The following is a 24,306-nucleotide window of genomic DNA, read 5'->3' as shown; positions in this document are numbered from 1 at the left end:
CGGCGTGCCGTCAGTTGGTGCGCGAGGTCTGCTTGACGTCCTGCATCGCGCCCTGCACCAGGTTGGCCTTCTGCGTGTTGTGGGCCATCTCGCTGCTGACCACCGCGTTCTGGCGCGTCAGCGTGTCCTGCAGGCCCAGGATGTTCACCGAGAACTCCTGCGCTTTCTGCTGGATTTCCTGCATCTTGGCATTGAGGTCGACTTCAGCCATGACAATCTCCTTCAGGTAGGTTGGCGTCATACACCTGCCCTCCGGGGGCAAGCGGCATTTGCGCCCGCAGGCGCAAATCCTGTGGCACGGCGCGCGCGTGCGCCGTCATCGCCGTGCCTGCGGCGGCACCGGGCTGTCCTTCAGCACCACGCCGTCCGCGTCGATCCGTTCGATCTCGGCGCCGTTCTTCAGCACCGCCCCTTCGAAATAGCGCGCGCCGTTGGCCAGCTGAACCGAGCGCGTGCCGTTGCCGTCCTCGGTAATGCTGACCACGCGCGCGGGGAACACGCCCTGCCAGTTCTCCATGTGGCCGTCGCGCACCTGCCGGCGCCGGCTGTCGGCGCTCTCGCGGTAATCGATCTTGTCGGACACCAGCACGCCCGGGTGCAGGTCCTCGATCACGCGCCGCACCTTGTCGCGCCCGTGCACCGGGTCGGCGGTGCCGCTCAGCAGCACGCGGCCCTGGCCCTGGTAGGCAATGCCCACGCCGGGCTCGTCCAGGTAGCGCTGGATATGCTCGATCAGGTCGTCGGCCGAGCGCACCTGCTGCTGCACGCCGCGGCCGAACGGCGCCAGCGCCTGCACGATGCGCTGCCGGTCCACGCGCGAATTGACGAAGCCCTTGACCGTGACCGTGCCGTTGGGCAGCGACACCACCTCCAGCTCCGGATACGCCGCCACGGTCTTGCGTACCGCCGCGGGGTCCGCCTGCTGCGTGCGCGGCGCCAGCCCGCCGTTGGCATAGGTGGCCGCAAGCCAGCCGGCGCCGACCAGCCCCACCACGCCGGCCACGCCCAGCGCCGCCAGCAGCGCGCGCCCGGGCCGGCGCCCGCCCTGCTGCTGCGCGTCGGCGTCGCGCGCGGCGCGCCGGCCGGATTCGGCCCAGGCGAAGAGCGTGTCGGTCGCCTCCGACATCCCCGGCTGCGCGCGCAGCAACTCGACGTCGAGCGCGCCGATGGTGAGGATGTCGCCGCCCGCCAGCGCGAACGCGCGCTGCGTGGTGGCGCGGCCGTTGACGTTGACGGCGGCCTCGCCGACGCGCTCGGCCGAAACCGCCAGCTCGCCCACGTTCAGCACCAGGTGGCGTGGCTGCACCTCGGCGCCGGGCACGCTGATGTCCACGTCCGCCGCGGTGCCGAGCACGTTGGCGCCGCGCCGCAGCGTGACCTGGCGGCCGTAGACGTCGCCGCCGAGAAAGCGCAGCGTCCAGCCGGAAGCGTGAGAGTCGCGCAGCTCGGCCATCAGCTCATCCCCGGGATCACCAGGCGCGGCGTCAGCAGGTAGAAGCGTTCCATGTTGTTCTGGCGCTTCTCCTGGTACTTGAACAGGCTGCCGATGATCGGCACGTCCTGCAGCAGCGGCACGCCGGACGAGGCGTTGATCTTCTCTTCGGTGGTGTAGCCGGCGATCAGCAGGCTCTTGCCTTCTTCCACCATCGCCTGCGTGGTGATCGAGCGGCGCCGCACCACCGGGATGCGGTCGACGGTCTCGCCGGACAGGTTGCCGTCGGCGATATCGATGGTCAGCATCACCGCGCGGTTCTGCTGCTCGTCGACCACCAGCGGGGTCACGCGCACGGCCGTGCCGGCGGTGACGTTGAACAGCCCCGCATCCTGGAAGCCGTCGACGCGCACATAGAATTCCTGCAGGTTCTCCAGCGCGGCTTCGGTGTTGTCGAGCGTCAGCACCTTGGGCCGCGCCACGAAATTGGCCTGGCCGCGCTCGGCCAGCGCCTTGACGCGCGTGAGCAGGTAGCGGGTGACATCGTTGCCGATGGCGCCGGTAAACTGCAGCCCGCTGCCGATCGTCGCCGCGGTGGTGCCGGCTTCATTGGCGAGATTGCCGAAGCTGAGCCCGGCGTTGCCGTTGCCGCCACCCAGCTGCAGGTCGACATGGGGCGTATGCAGGCGCCAGTCGACGCCCAGGCTGTCCAGGTCGGCCTGGCTGATGTCCATGATGGTGACTTCGATCTCCACCAGGCGCGGCTTGACATCGAGCGATTCGATCAGGCGCCGGTACTGCGCCATCTTGTCCGGGGTGTCGCGCACGATCACCGCGTTGAGCCGGGTATCGGCCTGGAACTGCGGCAACTGGCCGCTGCCCCAGTTGTTCTGCAGGCCCGGCCCGACGCCACCGCCGCCCATGGCATCGAGCATCTGCGACGGCTCGGCGCTGGGGATGCCCATGCCGCCCCCGCCGCCCTCGCCCATGCGCAGCTTGGCCTGGCGCGTGGCGCCACGACTGGTGCCCAGGCTGGGGCCGGTTCCGGTGGCCGGCGCGCGGTTGCGGCCATACAGGTTGCGCAGCACCGTGACCACGCCGGGCACGGTCATCTCCTTGCCGGCGCGGTTGATGCGAAAGTCCGAGGCCCACGAGTACTTGAGCGGGAACAGCTGGATCTCGGCACGCTCGTCGGCGATGGAGCGGTCGTCGACCGCGCGCACCGCGGCGCGCACGGTCTCGACGTAACGCTTGGGGCCCGCCACCATCAGCGTGCCTTCCGCATCGTTGATGGTGATGGGGTAGCGCGAGTCGGGCACCTGCATCCGTTCCAGCGAATCGCGCAGGCGCGCGCCGGAGCCCCGCGCGATCGGCAGCACCTCGCTGCGCGCCTCGCTGGCGACATCGATATAGAGCAGCGAGCCGTCGTAGTAGTAGGTCAGCCCGAACATCGAGCACACGCTCTTGAGCACGTGCTGCGCGGATTCATTGAACTTGCCGCTGATGGTTCCTTCGACCTTGGGATCGATCACCGCGGTGGTGCCCTGCGAGGCCGTCAGCTCGCGCAGGAAGTCGGCCAGCCGCTTGTCGCTGGCCGAGGCCTGGAACGGCTTGTTGGGCCAGCGCAGGTCCGCCGCGCGCGCCGGCTGCGTGGCGCCCAGCAGCGCCCCCGCCAGGCACAGCAGCGCCGCCGCGGCGCGCCATGGCCGCCGTGGTGGCGTGCCCTGGCGCCATGCCGGCAGGCGCGTGGCGCGGCCAGTCGATCCGTGTTCCCCGTGGTGCCCCAGCGTCATGTCAGTTTGCTTGTCCGTTGTTCCTGCGTGGTTGCCTGCGCATCGATTTCTCCTTACAGGAAGGTCAGCATGGTCTGCAGCGCGCGCTGCGCAAAGCGCATCACCTCGCCGCCAAGCCAGCCGCCCAGCAGCACCAGCGACACCAGCACCGCGATCAGCCGCGCCGAGGTGCCGATGCTCTGGTCCTGGATCTGCGTCACCGCCTGCAGCACCGCCACCACCAGCGCCACCAGCGTGCCGATCAGCACCACCGGCAGCGTGACCCACAGCACCACCAGCAGCGCCTGGCGCGTGATGTCGAGGATGGTGTCGGCGCCCATCTCACTCTCCGGCCGGGTTCTGGATCCAGCCCACCGGCACCAGCGTCACGTCCTCGTCGACCTCCTGGTACGACAGCACCGGGATGCGCGGCGCGACCGGCTCGATCAGCCGCTTGATGTAGCGGCGCACGTCGACGCTGACCACCACCACCACGCGCGCGGCGCCGGCACCGCCCGCGGCGCCCGCGGCGCCTGCCGCACCGGCCTTCTCGGCGGCCTTCTCCAGCAGCACGCGCAGCTGCTCGCGGATATCGCGCGTGACGTCGTGGCTGAGCAGCAGCAGGTTGCCGCGCGCCGCCTTTTCGATCGCGCCCTGCACGCGCGCCTCCAGCGCGGGCTCGAACAGCACCGCGTCAAGCGAGCGGTTGGCGCCGACATGGCGGCTGGTGATCAGCCGGCCGAGGTCCACGCGCACCAGCTCGGTCAGCGCAATCGCATCGGTTTCCTTGGGCGCCCAGGTCACCAGGCTTTCGAAGATGGTGCGCAGGTTGCGGATCGGCACGCCTTCCTGCAGCAGCCGGCGCAGCACGTCGGTGATGCGCTGCAGCGGCACCACGCGCGCCAGCTCCATCACCAGGTCAGGCGCCTCGGCCTGGATCACGTGGATCATCGACTGCACGTCCTGGATGCCCAGCAGCGGCGCCGCATGCTGCTTGATCACCGCGCCCACGTGCACCGCCAGCACTTCCTCGCACGACAGCGTGCGCACGCCGTCGGCGGCGCCAGTCTCGGCCGGCACCCACACCACTTCCGGGAACGGGCCGAACGGCGCCCCGGCCTCGGCCACGCCCTGGTCCACGCGCGCCCGCGCACCGGGCTCCAGCAGCCGCTTGCCCGGGCGCAGCACGCCGCCGGAAGCGACCACGTCCTGCACGCGGATGGCATACGCATCGCGCTCGCCGAGCGCGCGGTGCTGAATGCGCAGCCGCGGGAACACCATGCCGAGCTCGGCTTCGACCTCGCCCTTGGCGGTGGTCATGCGCTGCTCGAACAGCCGCAGGTCGATGCGCCCGCGCAGCGCGTCGTCAAGCTCCAGCGCCAGTGCCGGCGCCACCGCCGCCTGGGTGCCGGCCGCCGCCGCGCCCGCGTCCGCATCGGCCATCTCGATCCAGGTGACGGTGCCGGTGCTGCGCTGCGCGCGGCGCAGCAGCAGGTAGCCGCCGCCGGCCACCACCAGCGCCATCAGTCCGAAGGTCCACTTGGGGAAGCCCGGCACCACCAGGAACACCGCAATCGCAAGCCCCGATACCACCAGCGCCTTGGGCTGGGCCAGGATCTGCTTGCCGATGACCTCGCCCAGGTTGGGCGCGCGGGCGCGCTCTTCATCGGACGAGACCCGGGTGATCACCACCCCGGCCGCGATCGAGACCAGCAGCGACGGGATCTGCGACACCATGCCGTCGCCGATGGTCAGGATGGCATAGCGCTGCAGTGCCTCGCCGATGCTCATGTCCTTCATCAGCGTGCCGATGGCGATGCCCGCCAGGATATTCACCAGCGCGATCACCACGCCGGCGATGGCGTCGCCCTTGACGAACTTCATCGCGCCGTCCATGGCGCCGTGCAGCTGGCATTCCTGCTCGAGCGCGCGGCGGCGCTCCTGCGCCTGGCCGGCGCTGATGGTGCCGGCGCGCACGTCGGCGTCGATGCTCATCTGCTTGCCGGGCATCGCGTCCAGCGCAAAGCGCGCGCCCACCTCGGCGACGCGCTCCGAACCCTTGGCGATCACGATGAACTGCACGATGGCGATGATCAGGAACACCACGCCGCCGACCACCACGTTGTTGCCGACGATCAGCTTGCCGAAGGTATCGATGATGTGGCCCGCGTCGGCGTGCAGCAGGATCAGCTTGGTCGAGGCGATGTTCAGCGACAGCCGGAACAGCGTGGTGAACAGCAGCAGCGACGGGAAGGTCGACAGCGACAGCGCCGACGGGATATAGGTGGCGACGATCAGCAGGGTCAGGCTCATGCCCAGGTTGATCGTCAGCAGCAGGTCCAGCAGGAAGGTCGGCAGCGGCAGCACGAACAGCGCGATCACGGCAAACAGCAGCAGCGTCAGCGCCAGGTCTGACTGGCGCGACGCCGCCGCCGCCATCTGCTGCAGCCCCGGCGCGCCCGGGCCGAGGCCGCGCGGGAACGCTGGGAGGTTTGCCGGGAGTTTCGCCATCGTCCTTGCCGGTGGGATCAGTGGGCGCAGTGTATGGCCGCCCCCGCACAGCGACCAGTACCGAGGATTCGTAGCGCACGCCGCACATCGCGCCTGCACCGCCCGCGCCGGGCGCTTGCCCGCGCCGGCCTACAAGGCCTCGTAGTGGACGTGGCTGCACCCGGCTGCTTATCGTTGCGTTTCGAGCAACCGAGCCGCCCAACATGTCCTTTGTCCTGCATCGCCCCGGCCGCGATCCGTCCGCCCAGGCGCCCGCCGCGGCCCTGCCCGGCAGCGCCGCGCGCGTGCTGGTGCACGGCGCGCAGGCGGCGGCACGGCTGGCCACGGCGGGGCTCGATGCCACGCCGGCGCTGCCGCATATGGAGCCTGAAACCGCGCGGCTGTCCGGCTGGCTGGCCTGCCGCGCGGCGCCCGTGCCGGTGCGCGCGGGCGGCCAGGACTGGCAACTGCGTTTTGTACCCGCCGAACCGGAAATCGCGGCGCGGTCCGGCTATGCCTTCACCCTTGGCGGCAGCCACGGCGTGGTGCGTTGGGATGTGGCCAGCGAACGCCTGCTGCTGGGGGCGCCCGGCGCCGCCGAGGCGCTGCCCGCGCTGCTGCGCCACGCGCTGATGGCCGACGCGCTGGCCGAAACGGTGGCGGCACTGGGACATGCCGTGCCCGATGCGTTCAGCTGGCAGCCCGACGGCGCCCGTGCGCCGGCATTGGCTTCGGCCCACGCCTTCGGCTTCGAACTGCGGCGCGTCGAACCCGTGGCGCGGCTGCGCGGCACGCTGCAGCTGGACCAGCCCGAGCGCCTCGCGGCGCTGCCCGCCGGGTCGCCGGCGCAGGCACCGGCGTGGATGGAGCGCCTGCCTGTGCCGATCGCGGTGCGCATCGGCACCACGCGGCTGGCGCTGGGCGAGATGCACGGCATCGAGCCGGGCGACATCGTCGGCATCGACGACTGGCATTCGCAGGGCAGCGCGCTGGTGGTGCGCTGTACCACCGGCCGCCACGGCCCGGGCTGGAATGCGCTGGCCGAGGGCCGGCGCCTGCTGGTGCAGGCGGGCGCCGATAGTACGGACAGTACGGACGTTTCAAACGGAGCGCACATGGAAGAGCAAGACCCCGCACGGCAGGCCCAGCCCATTCCCCATCCGGACGCGGCGCAGCCGCCGCTGTCGCGGCTGGACCAGCTGGAAGTGACGCTGCGCTTTGAAGTGGGCGACGTCGCGGTGCCGCTGGCCGAACTGCGTGCGGTGGCCCCGGGCTATGTGTTCGAGCTGCCGCAGCCGCTCAAGCAGAGCGAGGTGCGCATCGTCGCCAACGGCAATCGCATCGGCACCGGCACCCTGATCGCGGTCGGCAACCGCCTGGGGGTGCGCATCACCACCTTTGCCGGCGGCGACGCATGAGCCGCGGCAGGCCGCCCTCTCCCGTTCCGCCCGGGTGCATGCGATGAACAGCGGACTCTACAATCCGGTCCTGATCCTGACCATCATCCTGACGTTCGGCATTGCGCCCTTCGTCGCGCTGATGGTGACCAGCTACACCAAGCTGGTGATCGTGTTCGGCCTGCTGCGCGCCGCGCTGGGCCTGCAGCAGGTGCCGCCGAACATGGTTCTGAACGGCATCGCCATCATCCTGACCGCCTACATCATGGCGCCGATCGGCTCCGACGCCTTCGACGCCATCAAGCGCCGCGCCGACGCCAACGCCGCCTTCAACGTCAACGACGTGGTCACCGTCTACGACGCGGTCAGCGGCCCGCTCAAGGAATTCCTGGTCAAGCACACCGAGGAGCGCAACCGAACCTTCTTCGTCCAGTCCGCCAAGCGCATCTGGCCCGAAGGCCGCGCCGACGACCTCAAGTCCGACGACATGATGGTGCTGATCCCCAGCTTCACGCTGTCGGAGCTGACCCGTGCCTTCCAGATCGGCTTCGTGGTCTACCTGGTATTCGTGGTGGTGGACCTGATCGTCGCCGCCATCCTGCTGGCGCTGGGCATGTCGATGGTGGCGCCAACCACGATCTCGGTGCCGTTCAAGCTGCTGCTGTTCGTGATGCTGGAGGGGTGGACGCAGCTGATCCAGGGGCTGGTGCTGTCGTATCGGTGAGGGCCGCTGCCGTCGCCCTCATACCACTGCGAGGGCGGTCCGCGATGGACCCGAATCCGATCTCGCGCAACTCGCGGTAGTCGCTTCGGGTGTCCGGCCGGGCATTCACGCGACCTTGCGAATGGCAGGGGGCCGCCATGAGCCGTCCAGAATGCCCTGCTTGCCCCAGTAAGCGCGGATGTACAGCGAAAACGAGCCGCCGGGCGCGGGCAGCCAGTTCGGTTCTTTCCCGCCGCCGGGCGGCTTTGCGCTGGCGTACAACGTCAGCGAGCCATCGGCATTGCGCTTGAGGTTTTTGTTCTTGGTGCCGAGCGAATAGCGTTTGAGATCGTTCGGATGAAAGAGGTGCTTGTCATTGTAGAGGGTCAGCGACCAGAAGCCATCGACGGGTGGCTCCTGCCCCGGGGCAAAGACGATCTCGTAAGTACTCGTGCCATTGAGCTGGCCACCCGATGCATCAACGTCGGTATAGAAGTACTGCGTCTCGTTAGGCCGGTTGTCGAACATGTTCGACTTGGCCGTACCGGTGCGGTCAAAATAGTCGAGTCCGGTCTGCGCGTTGTTAGTGGACCGGTTCCATCCATTGCCGGCGGGAAGACCGTTGCGGCGCCATTCGAAGAATGGCCCGATCACATCGCGTTCCGTATCGGCAGCAATCGCCGCAATCGCCTTCTTCACTTCCGGATCCCGTTTCGCCGCCTCCATCATGGAGCGAAATTGCCCGTATAGCGCCTCCTCGCCGGGCAGCGGCGGCACGGTGTCGAGAACCTGTTCGAATTGGTCGAAGAACTGCTCCGGAATCACCCATTTGGTTTCACCGCCGCCGCTGTCCGACTTCGGTCCCTGAATGGCAGGCGCGCTGGCCCAGTCGATCGTCTTCATGCGGCCATCGAATTGCTTCAGCGGATAGAAGACGATCTGGTTGATCACTGACTGGATCGCCTTCCGGTCCTCCGGCGTATCGTTCATGAAGACCCGCGGGATGGCATTGGCAAGGGCCGTGGGGCAGCGGACGATCTCGGTGATGCCCGCAGGCTTGTTGCCTTTCCAGTTCGGCCCGACGAGCAGGTAGAAGCCCCGGCGCGTCTTGTACGGCTTGCCGACATGGCCGAACTGGTTGGTTCGGGCGTCATACAACGCATAGACCCAGAACCGGTCGCCAAAGTCAGGCACTTGCGCGACCACCGGCTCTTCGTCGAGCGAGAAGAAGCCGAGCCCATAGACCACGTCCTGGTTCGGACAGGTCACGAAGGTCTCTGCCGGGTCGATATAGTCGTGAAGCATCCCCACCTGGCCGCGGGGGGCGGCGGGCAGCACGCCGTTCAACAGGCCGGGATGCGGCGCCTGCGTGATGCGTGCATTCCGGTTCAGCATGTTGACCATCGGCCATGCCCACACGTAGGCCATGCGGGCAATGACCTGCGCATAGGCCGGATGCATCTGCAGTCCCGACGGTGGCAGTGTGGATCCTGTCGCCGCCCGGGCGGCCGCACCGTCAGGCTTCCGGCCATTGCCCTTGGACTCGGCGGCAGCCACCGCGCGCGGCATCGCCGTCAGCGACGCACTGGCAGCCAGGGGCATCGCGCCGCCCAGCATCGTCAGCATCCTCCGTGTCATGTTCACATCGTCTTCGTTTGCCATTACACGCCTCGCGCTTTCGACTGTCGCTTTGATCGATTCCATGCCGATGCCTCGCACATGTCATTTGGACTTTTCAATGTCGCCGGGCTTCCAGGCCTGATCGAAGAACGCCTGCTGCGGCGAATACAGGCGGAGGATCACGAAGTAACCTTTGCCGGGCAATGTGCGGAGCCAGTTCTTCTCCTTGCCGGCAGGGGCGGTCGGGCCGAAATACAGCTCCGTGGAACCATCGGCGTTCTGCACCGGCTTGTCCATCTGGTTCAGCGACGGGTGGTCCTGGCCGTTGTCGAGGCCGGAGGCGCTCGTCGCGTCATAGACCGTGGCTGACCAGAAGTTCTTTGCCGGGATGTTCGGTGGCAGGTACAGCTTGTACGACTGTCCGCCATCGAGGAAATGACCATCCTTGTCGCGGAACGTGACCGGATATTTCGCGCCGGCGTCGACGAGGTTCTTCACCATGCCCGGACTGGCCGAATAGGCGCTGGTGAAATAGGCGGAGCGCTGTTCAAGATTGGTGTAGGTGCGGGCGGACTGGAACGATGTGTCCTCGCCGGCGAACACATTGACCCATTGGCGATCCGGATAGTACTTTCCGCCCGGCTCGTGCGGGAGCATTTCGCCGATCACGACCTTGCTCATCTTGAACGCGGACTTCGCGGCGCGATCGAGCAGCGTCCGCATTTCCGGCGTCGGCGAGAACGGCTTGCCCTTTTCGATGCCGATCGTATGGAGGAAGCCGCGCATGTCCAGGTCGGACGGGTCGACATACTCGCTGTCAATGAACCGCGACAGCATGTCGAAATAGGCGCCGTCGCGCGGAAACAGCAGGTCGGCCGGCTTGCCGTTGCCATCGGGAAACTGCATCGGCCTGGCGCTCGCCTTTTGTCCGAGCGGGTAGATGCGCGTGGCCGCAATCTGCGCGTTCGGCTTCGCCAGGTCGCGCGGGTCGCTGAAGAACGTGCGCCAGAACAGGAACACGTTATAAGTACGGGAACGATAGACGAAGGCGTCCTTCGGAATGCTGCCCTTCGGCGGCTCGCCCTTGTAGTCCGGCGGCAGCAGCACGTAAATGCCACCCTTGCCCTTGTCCGGCCCCGCCAGGCCGACGTCTCCGCTCCAGGTGCGCCCGTCCACGGTCGGACCCACCAGCGGGCGCTGGAAGAAGTCGTCCAGGATACCCTGGACGCCGGCAGGGGCCTCGACCACAAGCGGCCCGTCCTTCCTGAGGTCCAGGTATCCCATTGCATAGACCACGTCGGAGTTGGGGGTGGTCACCAGCGTCGACGCCCGGATCCGTTCCTTCCATGTGGGCAGCACGTGGTAGCCGGCACCGAACACTTTCTCCGAGCCCTCCTTCATCGCCCACAGATTCATGGCAGGCAGCGCCCACAGATAAGCCTGCACGGCGCGCTGGAAGATCAGTTCATCGCGCAGCAGGCTGGTTGCGGTCGGCGTCGGATAGTCCTTCTCGAACGGCGCATTGACGAGCGCGTCATAGCGCGCAGTCTGTGCTGGCGCCGCACTGGAACAGAACGATACGGCCACCGCGACGGCGACCCGAGTGAAGGCCTGAAAGTGGGGCTCCATGACTGCGACTCCTTGCTGGCGTTTCTGGCTGCGTTGCCGTGGGCACAGGCCAGCGGATACGGCAGCCGACCCTCACTGGGCCGAGTTTCGGGCAGTCGCGGTGCCAAGCGGAAGTGAATCTTTTGGAGTGGTGACTTAAGAAAAGTACCCAAATGGCCATAACCCTGAACGGAGCCAGCCGGCCGGGCACGACATGGGTGCTGGCTCAGGAATCCATCCAGACCGTGTGCTCGTGCCCCAATCCTCGTGACCCCAATCCTGCTCCGGAGCTAGCCTTTTACGTCAAATGACTCGTGATACCTGACGACACCCGAGGGCACGTGCGGGCCGAACGCAAGGGCCTGAAAGTACTCTGCCGGAACCCCGGGGAGTACGAGCGTCGACTGTGCCGAGAATCCAAAGCGGGAATAGTAGGCCGGCTCCCCGAGTACTACGCAGCCTTGCGCGCCGGACTGTTTCAGGCGATCCAGGGCCGCACGTATCAGCTGCGAGCCTGCGCCCATGCCCTGATGAGCAGGCAGCACCGATACCGGACCAAGTCCGTACCATTGCGCACTTCCGTCTGAGATGTCGACCGGGGAAATGGCGACATGGCCGACAACCTGGCCAGACAGTTCCGCGACAAGCGAGATCTCCAACTGTCCCGCCTCCCTCAGGGACGTGATGATCAGTTGTTCCGTGCCACTGGAGTGGGTGGCGACCGCGAAGGCGGCCTGTGTCACCTGGGAAATTGCGTGGGCGTCGTCCGGACGCTCGCTCCTGATCAGGAGCGCATCAAACGTGGTCATTCAGTTTCCTGGAATCGATACGCAGGGAAGCCCAATCGACAGGCACTGGGTGTTGTGCTGAACGTCTATCGCCTTCGCGATCCCGCTGCATGCGGCCTGGTACCGGGCGCAGTGTCATCAGCATGGGCGGCGCCCTGCATGAAGAAATCCAGGGCTTTGCCAAGCTCGTCCTCCAGGTGCACGTCCGGGCCGCTCAACCAGGTCATGACGGCACTCAGATACAGGAAATGCAGATAGTGCGCCAGGCGCTCGGCCGCCGTATCAGGCCGGATCTCTGCGGCCTGTTGTGCCTGGTCGATAAGCTGCACATACAAGGGAAGCATGTCCGAACTGGTCTGCTGTTCCATGCCATCGCGCACTTGCTGGAAGCGGAAGCGGATATACGGCGCCGCATACTGGCGATGGTGTTCCCACCAGTTGGCCGAGCCATGCCACAGCGTTGCCACCCGTGCGACGAAGGACTCACGACTCAGAACGTAGTCCGCCACCGCCGCTTGCAGGTCTTCCTCGAGTTCGTTGTGCATCCAGTGCACCAGCACCGCTTCTTTGACGGGGAAGTGGTTGTAGAGCGTTCCTCTTGCAACATCCGCCTCTGCCGCGATCTGTTCCATCGTGACCCCTTCATAGCCGTCGCGTTCAAATAACGTGTGCGCGGCGGCGGCGATGCGGTCACGCGTCTGCTTTCTTTTGCGGGCCATCCGATCGTCTTCGCTCATTGCAGTTGCGGTTGAATTGGACATTGTCTAGTATTGTACATTGTCTATTCTCGCAAGGGGAAGTCGTTGATGCGCGCAAGGAGAGAATTGCCCACGGTGGTGATCGGGGCCGGGCTGTCAGGATTGGCCGCTGCGCTTTCGCTGTCTCGTCGTGGCCTCCCGGTGATGGTGGTGGAGGCGCAGCAGAGCGCGGGCGGATGCTGTTCGACCGACGTATTGGACGGATATACCTTCAACAATGGCGCGGTATACGTGGCCGTGCCTTCATTGCTTCGTGCTGCCTTCGGGCGCCTGGGCCTGAGCTTCGATGACGAAGTCGAGCTCGTCGGCATAGCAAAGCCCCATGCGACTTATCTGGACAATGGCACCGCAGTGCACCTTTCAACCGCGGAGCACTCGTGCGTGGACGGGGCCGACCACCACCGCCGGACGCAGGCGCTGCGAGACGGGCTGGCCAGGCTTCGGGCCGATTGGCGTCCGATCTACGGAACCCTGGTTCGCGACGTGCTTCCGGAAGAACCGTCGCTGCTACGTACGATCGGCAAACTCTGGCGGCACCTGCCGCGAATGGGAGGGCACGTCAACGGCCTGATCGCGTCCTATTTTCCGGACGGGGATCTGCAAGCTGCCGTCGCGTCGACGTTGCTCTACACGGGCCTCGCACCCGACCGGCTCCCCGCGACACAGATCATCGGCTTGCTGGCTTTGCTGGAGGAAGGCTTTCACCTGCCGCGCGGCGGCATGGGAGCCATTAGTGCTGCGCTGCTGCGTGCGCTGCAGAGTCGATTCGTGCCGGTGCGTTTTGGTACCACGGTCAAGGAAATCCTCGTCAGGGACGGTCAGGTGCATGGCGTTGTGCTAACCGACGCAGAACACATCCCAGCCTCGCACGTCGTCGCCACGTGTTCGGGATTGGGTGTTGTGAAGGACCTGCTGCGTGCCGGCGAGGTCCCGCGAAGCCTGGCCGCAAAGGCAGATAAGGCCCCGTTGTCGCACAGGGCCATCTCCATCCAGATCGGATATTCCGGTGCGGCGGCAGCCGAAGCGTTCATCGTCAACCATGTACCGGCGATGGAAAGACAAGGCGCCATGCACGTGCGCAGACCCGGCGTCCCCCAATGGATTTCGTACACGCAGCCTACGCGAATTCTCCCGGAACTGGCACCTGAGGGCAGGCATATCATCGAGTTGTACGCACCCGCCAGCGATATCCCGTCGGTATCCGAATGGAATCCGGCATGGCGCGATTCGGCACTGGAGAGATACCTGGACGCGTTGCAGAAACGGGTCCCCGGCATAACCATCGAAACAACCCGCGTGCTCGATCCGCAGGACTTTGCCCGGGAACGACACTTGCATGAAGGTGCGCTGTATGGAATTGCCCCGGGCTCTCCACCCCATCGATTCCTCCCGCATCGGACACCGATCCAGGGGTTATACCTGGGCGGACAAACGACGTTCCCAGGCTATGGCGTGCCTTCGGCAATCCTGTCTGGCATACAGTCCGCGGCGTCGCTATTTGCGGACTTGTCCCGGTCGAACTGACTTCATTGTCCAGGGTACGCCGGGTGGCAGCAGCCTGGCAGAAGCCGAGGACTGCGATGTTTGGGCCGGAGCGAGCGGCCGGAGCGTTCGCAGCGGCTCGGCGAGCGCCACCGGCCAACCCACTTCAATCCCCTCACGACACCGCCCTCACCTCCGCCACGTCCCCCTCGTGTGTATGGTCCACCACCGCCACCTTGGCCAGCTGCAGCGACCGCACGCGCTGCCCGGGCAGGCCGAAGCTGCGCGCCAGCTCGTCGATGCGCAGCGCGGGCAGCGGCCTGCGGCGGTCCAGGCCGGCGAAGCGGTACTGGTTGTAGAGCGCCCATGACAGCAGCACGATGCCGTTGAACAGCCCCACCAGCACGTAAACCGTGAGCGTGCCCATGGTCGGCAGCAGCGCGGCCCAGAACGGTACGCCGGGGCCGGCGGACGCTTGCTGCAGGATGGCGCGGATGCCGCTCGCGCCCAGATAGAAGAAGCCAACCCAGGCCAGCGCGGTGAGCACGGCGTCGAACAGCCAGCGCAGGCGCGAGCCGCGGGTACGGATGATCATGGATTCGGGTTTCATCACGGCCTCATGGTGTGGATGCCCCGGTCGGGGCTGGTCCAGCGCGCGCGCTGGCGCCGGGTCTTGAGCATGACCTTGGGAAAGGCCAGCAGCGTGGTCAGCATCCCGACCATCCAGTACGCCAGCGGATACCAGATGATCCAGTACAGCGTGCGCGCCAGGCGCGGCTCGTAGCGGCGGTCGATCAGCACGCTCAATCCGAACTGCAGCAGGCACACGGCGGCCAGCACCATGCCGGTAAAGCCGGGCGGCATCAGCTTCTGGATGCGGATATTGGGCGGCAGCTCGATGAAATGCCCCAGCGCCCACAGCAGCAGCGACATCGCGAAGGCAAAGGCCCAGCCCGCCGACAGGCAGTATTCCGCCATCAGCGGCCACAGCCTGCGGTGGCGCCAGATCCAGATCGAGCGCACGTTCTTCATGAACACCTCGGCGCCGCCCTGGGCCCAGCGCAGGCGCTGCTTGAGCAGGCCGCGCACGGTCTCGGGCATCAGGATCCAGCACAGCGCGCGCGGCTCGTAGAAGATCGACCAGTGGTCGCGCTGCAGCTTCCAGCTGATGTCGATGTCCTCGGTGATCATGTCCAGGCTCCAGTAGCCCACGCGGTCCAGCGCGCGGCGCCGGAACGCCGCGACCACGCCCGAGACGGTGAAGACCTGGCCGTAGACGCGCTGGGTGCGCTTGATCAGGCCGATGATGGACGAGAACTCGCCTACCTGGATCCGCCCCACCAGGGTCGAGCGGGTACGGATGCGCGGGTTGCCGGTGACCGCGCCGACGCGCGGGTTGGCCACCATCGGCGCGACCAGGTAGGCGGCCGCGTCGGGGTCCAGCGCGGCGTCCCCGTCGATGCAGACCAGGTATTCGCCGCGCGCGGCCAGCGCGCCCATGCGCAGCGCCATGGCCTTGCCCTGGTTGTGCGCCAGGTGCACCACGCGCAGCCGCGGATGCCGCGCCGCCAGCGCGTCGAGCAAGGCGCCGGTGCCGTCGCGCGAGCCGTCGTTGATGGCGATCACCTCGAAGTCCGGATAGCGCTGCGCCAGCGCCGCCAGCACGGTTTCCTCGCCGTTCTTTTCCTCGTTGTAGCACGGCACCAGGATCGAGATAAACGGCTCGCCGGGCACCGCGGGCGCCTCGCGTCCGGCGCCCCGGCGCCAGTGGCGCTCCCAGTGCCACCAGAAGTACAGCCCGCCGGCGATCCACAGGCCGGACATGAACAGCGGATAGAAGAACACAAAGGCAAGCAGCAGGTCACCGGTGGCAAGGGCGGCCAGCGCGAACGGCAGCGCCAGCGCAAGGCACAGGATGACCAGGGCAAACAGTCGTTCGATCATGGTGCGGGGTACCAGGCGTTGGACAGCGCCGGCCGGATCACCTCGAGCCGGGGCTGGTTGTTGTGGAAGTCGTCCGGGTAATAGCCGAAATTGCGCGCGCCGCGGCGCTGCAGCCGCTGCATCCAGCCGGCCAGCACCGCGCTGTCGACCGCACGGGCCGAGGGGGCGCGCCAGTCGCGCGCCTGCAGCTCGAACACGGTGCGCCGCAGCGCGCCCGGGCGCTGCGCAATGGTGTCGACCATGCGGTCGAGCCACGCGTTCTCCTGGCCGGCGGGCACCTGCTCCATGTACGGCATCGCCATCGGCGCGGTCCAGTCGTAGGCGGCGAGGAAGTCGTCCAGGTTCTGCGCGAACCACGCTTCGCTGTGCGGCTGCAGCACCGGCAGCGCGAAGATGTTGCGCGCGGTCTTGATGGCGGGCCCGCGCACCTCGCGCACGCGCGCGGTCAGTTCGTGGGTGAAGTCCACCAGCGCCCGGCTCTTCATGCGGGTCCAGCGCTGCATCTGTTCGGGGCTGGCGCGCAGCTCGGCGATCGAACCGGGCAGGCCCGCGGCGCGGTATGCGGCCAGCGCCGGCGCGCTGGCATCCTCGAAATCGCCCAGCAAGGCGTCGTCGTGGAACAGGATGCCGTCGAAGAAGGCGTGGCGCGCCAGGTCTTCATACAGGTCGCCGATGCGCGCCCGGGCCACCGGATCGAACGGCGACAGGCGCCGGTACTGCTTCGGGTCGACCGCCGCGGCGCCGGTGGCGGGGTCCCAGCGCGCCACGCGCGCCAGCGACGGGTCGAGGTTGAAGCTGAGCACCGGCATCCATGCATACACCTTCACGTTGGCGCGGTTGTCGAGCTGCCACGCGACCCGGTTGAACAGGTCGGCGCGCACCGGCAGCCAGCGGTTGGGGAAGTACACCGAGCTGACCAGCCCGTCGCCGTCGTCGTCGGAAAACGCCTGCAGGAACACGGTGTCGATCTTCAGGTCGGCGATGCGCTGCACCAGCAGGCCCAGGTTGCGCTCGACCTGGGCGGGATCGGGGTCATAGACATAGTCGAGGTCTACGTGCGCGACGCGCATGCCGCCGGGCTCTTCCATCGCGACCACCGAGCGCGCGAAGCTGCGCAGGCCGGGATCGTCGCTGAGCAGCAGGCGCGCGCCCGACATCATGCGGTCCACCGTGGCCAGGCCGTCTTCCAGCGTCAGCGCCATCTGGTAGCCGTTCTCGGCGACGATGCGCAGCGCCGCGCCGCCCTCGGCGCCGTACGGCCAGATCCACACGCGCACAGGCTTGCCGGTGACGGCGCGCACCTTGGCGGTGATGCGGGCCACGTCGGCACGCAAGCGCGCCTGCTGCGCGGCATCGCTTTCATAGCGGCCGGTGCCGGCATCGAAGGCGCGCACCGCCGCGGCCGGCTCGGTATTGCCCTGCGGGTTGGCGCGCACGCCGTAGTGCAAGGCATCGGTATGCGCACCGATTTCCACCAGGCCCGACGCCGCGATCTCGCGCACCTGCTGCCAGTCGAGCAGGCGCTCGCGCGCCGTTGGCGCGCCGCCGAAATCGACCGGCTGCCCCGGCGGGGTATCGAGCCAGGCGCCCACCGGCGCCAGCACGGCCGGCCAGCGGTAGGCCTTCAGGACCGGCAGCACGCGCGTGTAGAAACTGCGGTAGCCGTCGTCGAAGGTCAGCAGCACGGCGCGCTCGGGCAGCGGCGGCCCGCCGCGGCGCGCCGCCAGCACCTGGTCGACCGAGACCGCGCGATAGCCGTTCTCGCGCAGCCACGCCAGCTGGCCGACCAGGTGGTCGGTGCGCACGCTCAGGTAGGCCTGGTCGGGGTCCTTGTCTTCGACGTCGTGATAGGCCAGCACCACCACATGGTTGCGCGGCCACGGCTGCTCGGCGGCCGCGGCCGGGCGCTGGGCCGGCGGCGTGAACACCGGGATGTCCCTGGCGCAGGCGGCCAGCAGGCATGCGGCCAGCACCAGCCAGAGCAGGCGGCAGGCGCGCCGCAGGGTTGCGTTCATGGCTTGCATTCCTGTTCAGAAGCGGTAGGTCATGTCGAAGACGATGCGCAGCTCGCGCTCGCGCTGGCCGTCATAGGGGCGGCTGGTGCCGGTCATGGTGGCGCCGACCTCGAACACGTCGTTGGTGCGGAAGCGCTGGCCGTAGCCCACCAGCAGGATCGCCCCGGTGCCGAAGCCGCGCTGGCTGTAGGCGCCGGTGCCGGCCAGGAACTGCTGCTCCCAGACGGTCTCGTAGCGCCGGTACAGCGTGTGCGTCAGCCGCACCGACGGCAGCACGGTCAGGTCCGAGCGCGGGTTGTAGTACGGCGTGTCGGCGCGGCTATTGCGCGACGCCCACAGGTCGACCAGCAGGTCGGCCTTCAGGTGCGGCGCGGTATAGAAGCGCTGGACGCCGGACACGCCCGCTTCGAGCCGGTCGTTGCCGTCGCTGAAACGCGACGGCGCCACCGTCAGCATCCATTCGCTGGCCTCGCTGCGGCGCCAGCGCGCGTAGGCCTGCACGGTGTCGGCATAGATGCCGTGCTTGAGCGCCTGCAGCGGCGTGCCGGTCGAGCGCAGCGCCGCCGACGCGCCCACGCGCCAGCGATCGTCGAGGTCGTAGTCCGCGGCGATGCGCCCGCCCTGGCGCGTGCCCTGGCCATAGCCGTGCAGCGACAGCTCGCCCTCGACGGTCAGGTCGCGCACGCGCCATTGCGCGCCGGCACGCGCCCAGCGGTAATCCACGCGGCCTTCGTCGAAGCGGCCGGTGGCATAGCCGATGCCGCCGAAGGCGCGCCAGTCATAGTTGACCGGCGGGGTGTACAGCACCGCTTCGATGCCGAAATTGCCGTTACCGACCACGGCGCTGTCGTTGGCCAGCCCGCGGTAGCCTTCGATGCGCAGCTCGGCCTTGTTGTGAACCTGCCATTCGCGGTCCAGGCGCCGCGCGGTAAGGTCCTCGGGAAAGCGCGCCAGGGTATCGTCGCGCAGCAGCTCGGCCTGGTGCCACTCCTGCAGGTCCAGCGCCGCATGGCCCTGCTGCACCTCCACTGCCAGGCTGCGCGGGGTCAGGGTCTCGGCCAGCTTCAGCTCGCCCTCTGCCGCGCGCGGCCAGCCGCGGGCGCGGTACACGTCCGCCAGCGCGGCGCGCAGGCCGGAATGGCCCGGCGCCTTGCGCACCAGGTCTTCCAGCTTCTGCTGCGCCGACTCGGTGGCGTCGGCCTGCAGGTCGGCGCGCGTGGCGGTCTGCTGTGCCTGCAGCCACAGGTCGTTGGGCTGACGCATGGGCTGGCCCCGCACCCAGCGCCAGCGCGGCTGCTCGGCGCTGGCCTGCGCCACCGCCTGCACGGCGGGATCGAAGGCCTCGGCCTCGGCGTGCGCGTAGTAGAGGCCGGTCTGGGCCTTGAGCCGGGTCTCGGCATCCAGGCCCTGTGGGTAGGCGTCGCGCACCTGGCGGAACAGCGGCGCGGCCTGCTCCGGCTGGCGCAGGTACAGGTAGGCGGCGGCGACATCGCCCAAGGCATACGCCGGCACCTCGATGCCCTCGGCGCGCAGCGCCTCGTATTCATGCACCACGTCCTGCATCCGCGCTCGCGCATGCAGCGCGGCGAGGCGGTCGATGCGTGCGCGGCGCAGTTGCGGCGCGGCTTGCGGCCCCAGTGCCTGCAGCGCGGGCAGCAATGCGTCATAGCGCGCCAGCGCGCGGTCGGCAATGGCAAAGCGCTCGGCCTCGGTGCGCGTCGGCAGGTCAGCCAGGCGCACCAGTTCGGCCACGGCATCGAGCTCCAGCGCCAGGCGCGCGCGCTGGTCGAACCGTCCAGCATGTTCGCCCGCGACGCGCAACGCCGCCTCGGGCAGGCCAGCGCGCTGCAGCGCGCCGACATACTCGCGCACGACATCGGCGCGCTGCGGCGCGCGCAGGTAAGCCTGGTCGGCCTCGAACAAGGCCGCATACGGCTCGCCGGCGCGTGCCTGCGCGTAGGCCAGTGCCAGGCGGCTGTCGACCGCGGCGGGCTCTCGCTGCACCAGCGCCTGCCCCAGCGCCACCGCCTCGGCGGCGTGGCCGCTGTCGGCCAGCACCTTCACCTCGCCCAGCGCGAATACCGCGTGCGTGGGAAAGCGTTGCCGGCCCTCGCGATAGCGCGCCAGCGCCTCGTCCCAGCGGCGCTCGTCGCGCAAGGCACCGGCCACGGCCGCCAGCACCTCGGGCGGCAGCGCGCGGGTCTGGCCCAGGTTGCCATAGGCTTCCAGCACTTCGCCCGGTCGTCCCGCCCAGCCGGCGATGACGATGCGGTCCCACGCCGCGCGCTGGTCCGAGGGTGCGCGTGCCACGCGCTCGCGCAGCATCGCCAGCGCGGGCGCATAGTCGCCGGCACGGGCGCGCCGGATCAGAGCGTCATAGTCGGAATCCGCTTGCGCGTGTGCCGGCAGCCAGCACATTGCCGCCAGCCCCGCGGCGAGTCCGCTCGCCAGCGCGACCGGCGCGCGCCGACGCCTCCCTTGCCGCCGCAGCGCCCCGTCGCGGGTACGCTCACGGCGCTTCATCAGTGAATCCATGGGATCCGCAGCCTGTCTCTGTGTTGCCCAAGCTGGCGCCGCGCACCGATGACACAGGCGCGCACGGGCTTGAGCTCCGTTATCGGCTTATCGCATGGCGGCACGAGGACACGGAACCCGACCGGGCCGGGCCGGTTGCGAACACCGGCAGAACAGGCCTACGGGATCCGGCGCGGCACCGAGGAACTGCGCCGGATGGCCATTCGCAGCGGGAATGGCGTCGTGCAACCGCAGCGGCCGAGGAATCGGGCTGCGTTGCCGCAATGCGAAGGCGATTGTAAGGAGGGTACCGCGATGAGATTGTTAATTTTCGCAAACGGATGTGTGACTGGATAAAGGAATTCAATCACTAATTCGTCTGTGTCGCGCTCGATTTATCCGGATCCGGTTGCGGGACTGGAACCTGGCTGCGGTGTGCGATCCGGCGCGGATCCCAGCGCAATCAACCTTTCACGGAAATCAAGGCATTCCTCTTTGGCTTTGTCATTTCAACAGGTGCCCGCGAATTTTCATCCAATAAATCAATCCGGTCATGCGAACCGATCCAGCGATAATTGATTATGATTTTTATAACATAACCCGAATAGGCCAAAAGGAATTTATCCCCCGATCAGGGGATGATATGGGATTTTTCCCTAACGGATTTGGGAAACTGGGCCGCCGCGAGGACGGAGTGTGAATTTCTTCAGGGCTGACTTCGTGGGGCGCCCGCTCTCCCCGCCCCTCTCCAGCAGGCGGGAGAGGGAGAGAAAAAACAGGCAATCAGGCGGGCAGGCGCAGTGTGGCCTGCAGGCCGCCGCCTTCGCGATTGGCCAGCTGCAGCGTGCCACCCAGGGCCTGCGTCAGTTGCTGCGCGATCGCCAGGCCCAGGCCGGTGCCGCCGGTGCCGCGGTTGCGCGAGGTTTCGAGACGGTAGTACGGCTGCATCACGCGCTCCAGTTCGGCCTCCGGAATGCCGGGGCCGCGGTCCTGCACGGCGATCTGCAGCCAGCCATCGTCCTGCCGTGCCACCGCCAGCGTGACCTCGGCGCCGAACTTCAGCGCGTTGTCGATCAGGTTGGTCAGGATGCGCCGCAGCGCCTGCGGACGCGTCAGCAGCGGCGCGCCGGCCTGCCCTTCGATGGCGATGGTGTGGCCGGCATCGAGGTAGTCACCGGCGAGGCTGTCGAGCAGCGCATCGGCATCGATGCGGGCCGGCGTCTCGGTGCCGCCCTGTAGGGTGCGCGCATAGGCCACGCCTTCGCGCACCAGGTGTTCCATCTCGCGCAGGTCGTGGTAGAGCTTCTGCTGCGTCGGCGAGTCTTCCATCAGGTCCACGCGCAGGCGCATGCGCGTGATCGGCGTCTGCAGGTCGTGCGAGATCGCCGCCAGGATCTGCATGCGCTCATCCAGGTAGCCGGCAATGCGGGCCTGCATGGCGTTGAACGCGGCGGCGGCGTGGGCCACCTCGGTCGGCCCGGTTTCGGGCACGCGCTGCGCCTTCAGGTCTGGCCCCAGGTTCTCGGCGGCGCTGGCCAGCTGGCTGAGCGGGCGCGTGACCACGCGCACCGCCAGCCAGGCACAGGCCACCAGCAGCGCCAGCTGCGCCGCCAGCATCGCCAGCAGCCACGGCGATACCAGCGATCGCCTGGGCTGCACGTCGATGGTCAGCGGGCTGCCGTCGTGCAGCCGCAGGTGTACCTGGAAACCGCCGCCCGGCTGGCTGCTGGCCGAGACCGGATAGCGGCCCTGCAGCGCCTCGGCAATGGTGTCGACGGCCTTGCGCGCGAGCGGCGCGCGCGGCGGCTCGCCCGGCGTGCCGGCATCGAGACGGTAGCTGTAGTTGTCGCGCCGCACCCGTTCCAGCCAGGCCGCGCGCTGGTCCGCCGGCAGCATGTCGAGCATCGCCACCGAGCTGGCCACGTCGCGCTCCAGGTTGCCCAGCATCAGCCGGTCGGCCGCGTTCCTGCGCTCCATCATCACCAGGCTGTACGACAGGCTCTGCGCCAGCACCAGCCCCACCAGCAGGATCACCATCAGCCGCGCGAACAGCGTGCGCGGCCATGCCAGCCCCTTGCGCGCGCGCCCGTTCATGCGCGCTCCTGGCGGATTTCGACGGCGGCGCTGAAGACATAGCCGCCGTTGCGCACGGTCTTGATGTAGCGCGGCTCGCGCGCATCGTCGCGCAGGCGCTGGCGCAGGCGGCTCACCAGCAGGTCGATCGAGCGCTCGAACAGCTCGGCGTCGCGGCCCTGGGTCAGGTTCAGCAGCTGGTCGCGCGTCAGCACCCGCTGCGGGTGGTCGACGAAAACGCGCAGCAGCCGGTATTCCGCGCCGCTGAGCGCGACGATCACGTCCTGCTCGTCGATCAGGTGGCGCGCGTTGGTGTCGAGCCGCCACGGGCCGAACGCCAGCACGCTGGCGGCCTCGGTGACCTGCAGGTTGGGCGGCAGCATGCGCGTGCGCCGCAGCACCGAGCGGATCCGCGCCAGCAGTTCGCGCGCGGCGAAGGGCTTGACCAGGTAGTCGTCGGCGCCCATCTCCAGCCCCAGGATGCGGTCGGCTTCCTCGTTGCGCGCGGTCAGCATCAGCACCGGCAGGTTGCGCCGCTCGCCCGCGCGCAGGTCGCGGCACAGCGCCAGGCCGTCTTCGCCGGGCAGCATCAGGTCCAGCACCACCAGGTCGACCGAGCCCTTGTCCAGCGCCGCGCGCATCTCGCGCCCGTTGGCGGCCAGGGACACGCGCATGCCGCTGCGCTCGAGGTAGGCGGCAACCAGTTCGCGGATTTCGCGATCGTCGTCGACGATAAGGATATGGTCCTGCGGGGTCATGGCGGGTCCCGGAATCGAAGAAAAAGAAGAAGGAGAAAGGGCGCGGCCGGCGCTCGCAAAAGTAGCTCTGGCCTGGCCCGGTGCCGCCATTATGCGGCGTCGGCGGCGCGCTTTGTATCGCTGTGTATCCGGGCCGGGTCCGGACAAGAAACATTGCACAGCGGGTCGGATGCGGAAACACCGCGGATACGCCGGGGCGGTGCAATGCAGCCATACCAATCCGGGAGTCCACCGCCATGATCGATGCCTACCTTGCCTTTGCCGCCGGCGTGCTGACGATTGCGTCACCGTGCGTGCTGCCCGTGCTGCCCATGCTGCTGGGCGCTTCGCTGGGCGAAACCAGCCGCCTGCGTCCGCTCGCGATCGCGCTGGGTTTCATCTCCGCCTTTTCCGCGCTGGGCATCGTCTTCGGCGCACTCTCGAGCGCCTTCAGCGACGCCCCGGGCGTGGTGCGCAACGTCGCCATCGCCATCCTGTTCGCCGCCGGCCTGGCACGGCTGTGGCCGGCCGGCTTCGGACGTCTCACGGCACCTTTCGCCGCGCCATTTGCCGCGCTCACCGACCGCGCCGCCGGCGCCGGCAGCCGGGCCGGCAATGGCCTCGCCGGCGGCTTCGTGCTGGGCATGACGCTGGGCGCGGTATGGACCCCGTGCGCGGGCCCGGTGCTGGCCTCGATCCTGGCGCTGGTGGCCAAGGCGCAGGACCTGCACCGCGCCGCCGGCCTGCTGGCGCTGTTTGCCGCCGGCGCCGCCGTGCCGATGCTTGGCATCGCCTACGGCGGCCAGTTCGCCACCACCCATGTGCGCCGGCTGGCGCGCCATACGCCGCGGCTGCAGCAAGCCTTCGGCGTGCTGGTGGTAGCCACCGCCGTCGCCATGTACTTCCAGTACGACACCCTTGCCGTCGCCTGGCTGACCTCGCTTTTCCCCGCAACCCAACCTGGAGCCTGAAC

The 24,306-nt window shown here is 68.1% G+C and carries 19 protein-coding genes; 4 read left to right on the top strand and 15 right to left on the bottom strand.

Annotated elements, in window-relative coordinates; genetic code table 11:
- Positions 1 to 10: 10 nt before the first annotated feature.
- The 5 genes from A3AG_RS0121070 to sctV all read right to left on the bottom strand — a co-directional run bounded on the left by A3AG_RS0121070 (position 11) and on the right by sctV (position 5,715).
- Complete coding sequence (locus A3AG_RS0121070; RefSeq protein ID WP_018007336.1) at positions 11 to 211, bottom strand: hypothetical protein; 201 nt, start codon at positions 209 to 211, stop codon at positions 11 to 13.
- Positions 212 to 316: 105 nt separating this feature from the next.
- Positions 317 to 1,453, bottom strand: coding sequence for a hypothetical protein (locus A3AG_RS0121065; RefSeq protein ID WP_018007335.1), 1,137 nt, complete (start codon positions 1,451 to 1,453; stop codon positions 317 to 319).
- Positions 1,453 to 3,225, bottom strand: coding sequence for a type III secretion system outer membrane ring subunit SctC (sctC, locus tag A3AG_RS0121060; protein ID WP_018007334.1), 1,773 nt, complete (start codon positions 3,223 to 3,225; stop codon positions 1,453 to 1,455). Before sctC ends, A3AG_RS0121065 begins: the two co-directional genes overlap by 1 nt.
- Positions 3,226 to 3,278: 53 nt before the next feature.
- The gene (locus A3AG_RS0121055) at positions 3,279 to 3,545 is read right to left on the bottom strand and encodes an EscS/YscS/HrcS family type III secretion system export apparatus protein (RefSeq protein WP_018007333.1); all 267 of its coding nucleotides are present in this window, start codon (positions 3,543 to 3,545) and stop codon (positions 3,279 to 3,281) included.
- A 1-nt stretch (position 3,546) separates the two neighbouring features.
- The gene (gene sctV / locus A3AG_RS0121050; RefSeq protein ID WP_018007332.1) at positions 3,547 to 5,715 is read right to left on the bottom strand and encodes a type III secretion system export apparatus subunit SctV; all 2,169 of its coding nucleotides are present in this window, start codon (positions 5,713 to 5,715) and stop codon (positions 3,547 to 3,549) included.
- Between the two features lie 203 nt (positions 5,716 to 5,918).
- On the opposite strand from sctV, the gene sctQ reads away from it, so the two are divergent.
- Together sctQ and sctR are read left to right on the top strand one after the other, a co-directional pair.
- On the top strand, positions 5,919 to 7,112 hold the full coding sequence (sctQ, locus tag A3AG_RS0121045) for a type III secretion system cytoplasmic ring protein SctQ (RefSeq protein WP_018007331.1): 1,194 nt from the start codon (positions 5,919 to 5,921) through the stop codon (positions 7,110 to 7,112).
- Positions 7,113 to 7,155: 43 nt separating this feature from the next.
- Positions 7,156 to 7,815, top strand: coding sequence for a type III secretion system export apparatus subunit SctR (gene sctR / locus A3AG_RS0121040; RefSeq protein WP_012356083.1), 660 nt, complete (start codon positions 7,156 to 7,158; stop codon positions 7,813 to 7,815).
- A gap of 105 nt (positions 7,816 to 7,920) precedes the next feature.
- On the opposite strand, the gene A3AG_RS0121035 is transcribed toward sctR, so the two are convergent.
- The 4 genes from A3AG_RS0121035 to A3AG_RS31840 form a co-directional block, all read right to left on the bottom strand.
- Positions 7,921 to 9,498 carry a DUF1254 domain-containing protein gene (locus A3AG_RS0121035; RefSeq protein WP_240619909.1) on the bottom strand — a complete coding sequence of 526 codons (1,578 nt, stop codon included), beginning with the start codon at positions 9,496 to 9,498 and terminating at the stop codon, positions 7,921 to 7,923.
- Positions 9,499 to 9,516: 18 nt separating this feature from the next.
- Positions 9,517 to 11,043 carry a DUF1254 domain-containing protein gene (locus A3AG_RS0121030; protein WP_018007329.1) on the bottom strand — a complete coding sequence of 509 codons (1,527 nt, stop codon included), beginning with the start codon at positions 11,041 to 11,043 and terminating at the stop codon, positions 9,517 to 9,519.
- A 269-nt stretch (positions 11,044 to 11,312) separates the two neighbouring features.
- Positions 11,313 to 11,831 carry a GNAT family N-acetyltransferase gene (locus A3AG_RS0121025; RefSeq protein ID WP_018007328.1) on the bottom strand — a complete coding sequence of 173 codons (519 nt, stop codon included), beginning with the start codon at positions 11,829 to 11,831 and terminating at the stop codon, positions 11,313 to 11,315.
- 65 nt (positions 11,832 to 11,896) lie between these two features.
- Complete coding sequence (locus tag A3AG_RS31840; protein WP_018007327.1) at positions 11,897 to 12,547, bottom strand: TetR/AcrR family transcriptional regulator; 651 nt, start codon at positions 12,545 to 12,547, stop codon at positions 11,897 to 11,899.
- Positions 12,548 to 12,580: 33 nt separating this feature from the next.
- On the opposite strand from A3AG_RS31840, the gene A3AG_RS0121015 reads away from it, so the two are divergent.
- Positions 12,581 to 14,092 (top strand): phytoene desaturase family protein, encoded by a 1,512-nt coding sequence (locus A3AG_RS0121015; protein ID WP_240619908.1) that lies wholly within the window; start codon positions 12,581 to 12,583, stop codon positions 14,090 to 14,092.
- Between the two features lie 133 nt (positions 14,093 to 14,225).
- On the opposite strand, the gene pgaD is transcribed toward A3AG_RS0121015, so the two are convergent.
- The 6 genes from pgaD to A3AG_RS0120985 form a co-directional block, all read right to left on the bottom strand.
- Positions 14,226 to 14,660: a poly-beta-1,6-N-acetyl-D-glucosamine biosynthesis protein PgaD gene (gene pgaD / locus A3AG_RS0121010; RefSeq protein ID WP_018007325.1), complete on the bottom strand. Its 435-nt coding sequence runs from the start codon at positions 14,658 to 14,660 to the stop codon at positions 14,226 to 14,228.
- Entirely contained in the window at positions 14,660 to 15,994 is a 1,335-nt protein-coding gene (gene pgaC, locus A3AG_RS0121005; RefSeq protein ID WP_018007324.1) for a poly-beta-1,6-N-acetyl-D-glucosamine synthase, read from the bottom strand. Before pgaC ends, pgaD begins: the two co-directional genes overlap by 1 nt.
- On the bottom strand, positions 15,991 to 18,009 hold the full coding sequence (gene pgaB, locus A3AG_RS0121000) for a poly-beta-1,6-N-acetyl-D-glucosamine N-deacetylase PgaB (protein WP_018007323.1): 2,019 nt from the start codon (positions 18,007 to 18,009) through the stop codon (positions 15,991 to 15,993). Before pgaB ends, pgaC begins: the two co-directional genes overlap by 4 nt.
- Positions 18,010 to 18,024: 15 nt before the next feature.
- Positions 18,025 to 20,532 (bottom strand): poly-beta-1,6 N-acetyl-D-glucosamine export porin PgaA, encoded by a 2,508-nt coding sequence (gene pgaA, locus A3AG_RS0120995; protein WP_240619907.1) that lies wholly within the window; start codon positions 20,530 to 20,532, stop codon positions 18,025 to 18,027.
- 774 nt (positions 20,533 to 21,306) lie between these two features.
- Positions 21,307 to 22,617, bottom strand: coding sequence for a sensor histidine kinase (locus A3AG_RS0120990; RefSeq protein ID WP_018007321.1), 1,311 nt, complete (start codon positions 22,615 to 22,617; stop codon positions 21,307 to 21,309).
- A complete protein-coding gene (locus tag A3AG_RS0120985) occupies positions 22,614 to 23,354 on the bottom strand; it encodes a response regulator (RefSeq protein WP_018007320.1) in 741 nt (246 codons plus the stop codon). The genes A3AG_RS0120990 and A3AG_RS0120985 overlap by 4 nt, the downstream gene beginning before the upstream one ends.
- 236 nt (positions 23,355 to 23,590) lie before the next feature.
- On the opposite strand from A3AG_RS0120985, the gene A3AG_RS0120980 reads away from it, so the two are divergent.
- Entirely contained in the window at positions 23,591 to 24,304 is a 714-nt protein-coding gene (locus A3AG_RS0120980) for a cytochrome c biogenesis CcdA family protein (RefSeq protein ID WP_018007319.1), read from the top strand.
- The last annotated feature ends 2 nt before the right edge of the window (positions 24,305 to 24,306 follow it).

This window comes from Cupriavidus neocaledonicus, assembly GCF_000372525.1.
Taxonomy (GTDB): domain Bacteria; phylum Pseudomonadota; class Gammaproteobacteria; order Burkholderiales; family Burkholderiaceae; genus Cupriavidus; species Cupriavidus neocaledonicus.
The sequence above is the reverse complement of the archived record's forward strand: the minus strand, read 5'-3'. Positions and strand labels throughout refer to the sequence as shown.

What these genes read in the sequence shown, in the direction of transcription:
- A3AG_RS0121070 (WP_018007336.1), bottom strand. Translation starts at nt 211, where the DNA reads ATGGCTGAAGTCGACCTCAATGCCAAGATGCAGGAAATCCAGCAGAAA.
- A3AG_RS0121065 (WP_018007335.1), bottom strand. Translation starts at nt 1,453, where the DNA reads ATGGCCGAGCTGCGCGACTCTCACGCTTCCGGCTGGACGCTGCGCTTT.
- sctC (WP_018007334.1), bottom strand. Translation starts at nt 3,225, where the DNA reads ATGACGCTGGGGCACCACGGGGAACACGGATCGACTGGCCGCGCCACG.
- A3AG_RS0121055 (WP_018007333.1), bottom strand. Translation starts at nt 3,545, where the DNA reads ATGGGCGCCGACACCATCCTCGACATCACGCGCCAGGCGCTGCTGGTG.
- sctV (WP_018007332.1), bottom strand. Translation starts at nt 5,715, where the DNA reads ATGGCGAAACTCCCGGCAAACCTCCCAGCGTTCCCGCGCGGCCTCGGC.
- sctQ (WP_018007331.1), top strand. Translation starts at nt 5,919, where the DNA reads ATGTCCTTTGTCCTGCATCGCCCCGGCCGCGATCCGTCCGCCCAGGCG.
- sctR (WP_012356083.1), top strand. Translation starts at nt 7,156, where the DNA reads ATGAACAGCGGACTCTACAATCCGGTCCTGATCCTGACCATCATCCTG.
- A3AG_RS0121035 (WP_240619909.1), bottom strand. Translation starts at nt 9,498, where the DNA reads ATGGAATCGATCAAAGCGACAGTCGAAAGCGCGAGGCGTGTAATGGCA.
- A3AG_RS0121030 (WP_018007329.1), bottom strand. Translation starts at nt 11,043, where the DNA reads ATGGAGCCCCACTTTCAGGCCTTCACTCGGGTCGCCGTCGCGGTGGCC.
- A3AG_RS0121025 (WP_018007328.1), bottom strand. Translation starts at nt 11,831, where the DNA reads ATGACCACGTTTGATGCGCTCCTGATCAGGAGCGAGCGTCCGGACGAC.
- A3AG_RS31840 (WP_018007327.1), bottom strand. Translation starts at nt 12,547, where the DNA reads ATGAGCGAAGACGATCGGATGGCCCGCAAAAGAAAGCAGACGCGTGAC.
- pgaD (WP_018007325.1), bottom strand. Translation starts at nt 14,660, where the DNA reads ATGAAACCCGAATCCATGATCATCCGTACCCGCGGCTCGCGCCTGCGC.
- pgaC (WP_018007324.1), bottom strand. Translation starts at nt 15,994, where the DNA reads ATGATCGAACGACTGTTTGCCCTGGTCATCCTGTGCCTTGCGCTGGCG.
- pgaB (WP_018007323.1), bottom strand. Translation starts at nt 18,009, where the DNA reads ATGAACGCAACCCTGCGGCGCGCCTGCCGCCTGCTCTGGCTGGTGCTG.
- pgaA (WP_240619907.1), bottom strand. Translation starts at nt 20,532, where the DNA reads ATGAAGCGCCGTGAGCGTACCCGCGACGGGGCGCTGCGGCGGCAAGGG.
- A3AG_RS0120990 (WP_018007321.1), bottom strand. Translation starts at nt 22,617, where the DNA reads ATGAACGGGCGCGCGCGCAAGGGGCTGGCATGGCCGCGCACGCTGTTC.
- A3AG_RS0120985 (WP_018007320.1), bottom strand. Translation starts at nt 23,354, where the DNA reads ATGACCCCGCAGGACCATATCCTTATCGTCGACGACGATCGCGAAATC.
- A3AG_RS0120980 (WP_018007319.1), top strand. Translation starts at nt 23,591, where the DNA reads ATGATCGATGCCTACCTTGCCTTTGCCGCCGGCGTGCTGACGATTGCG.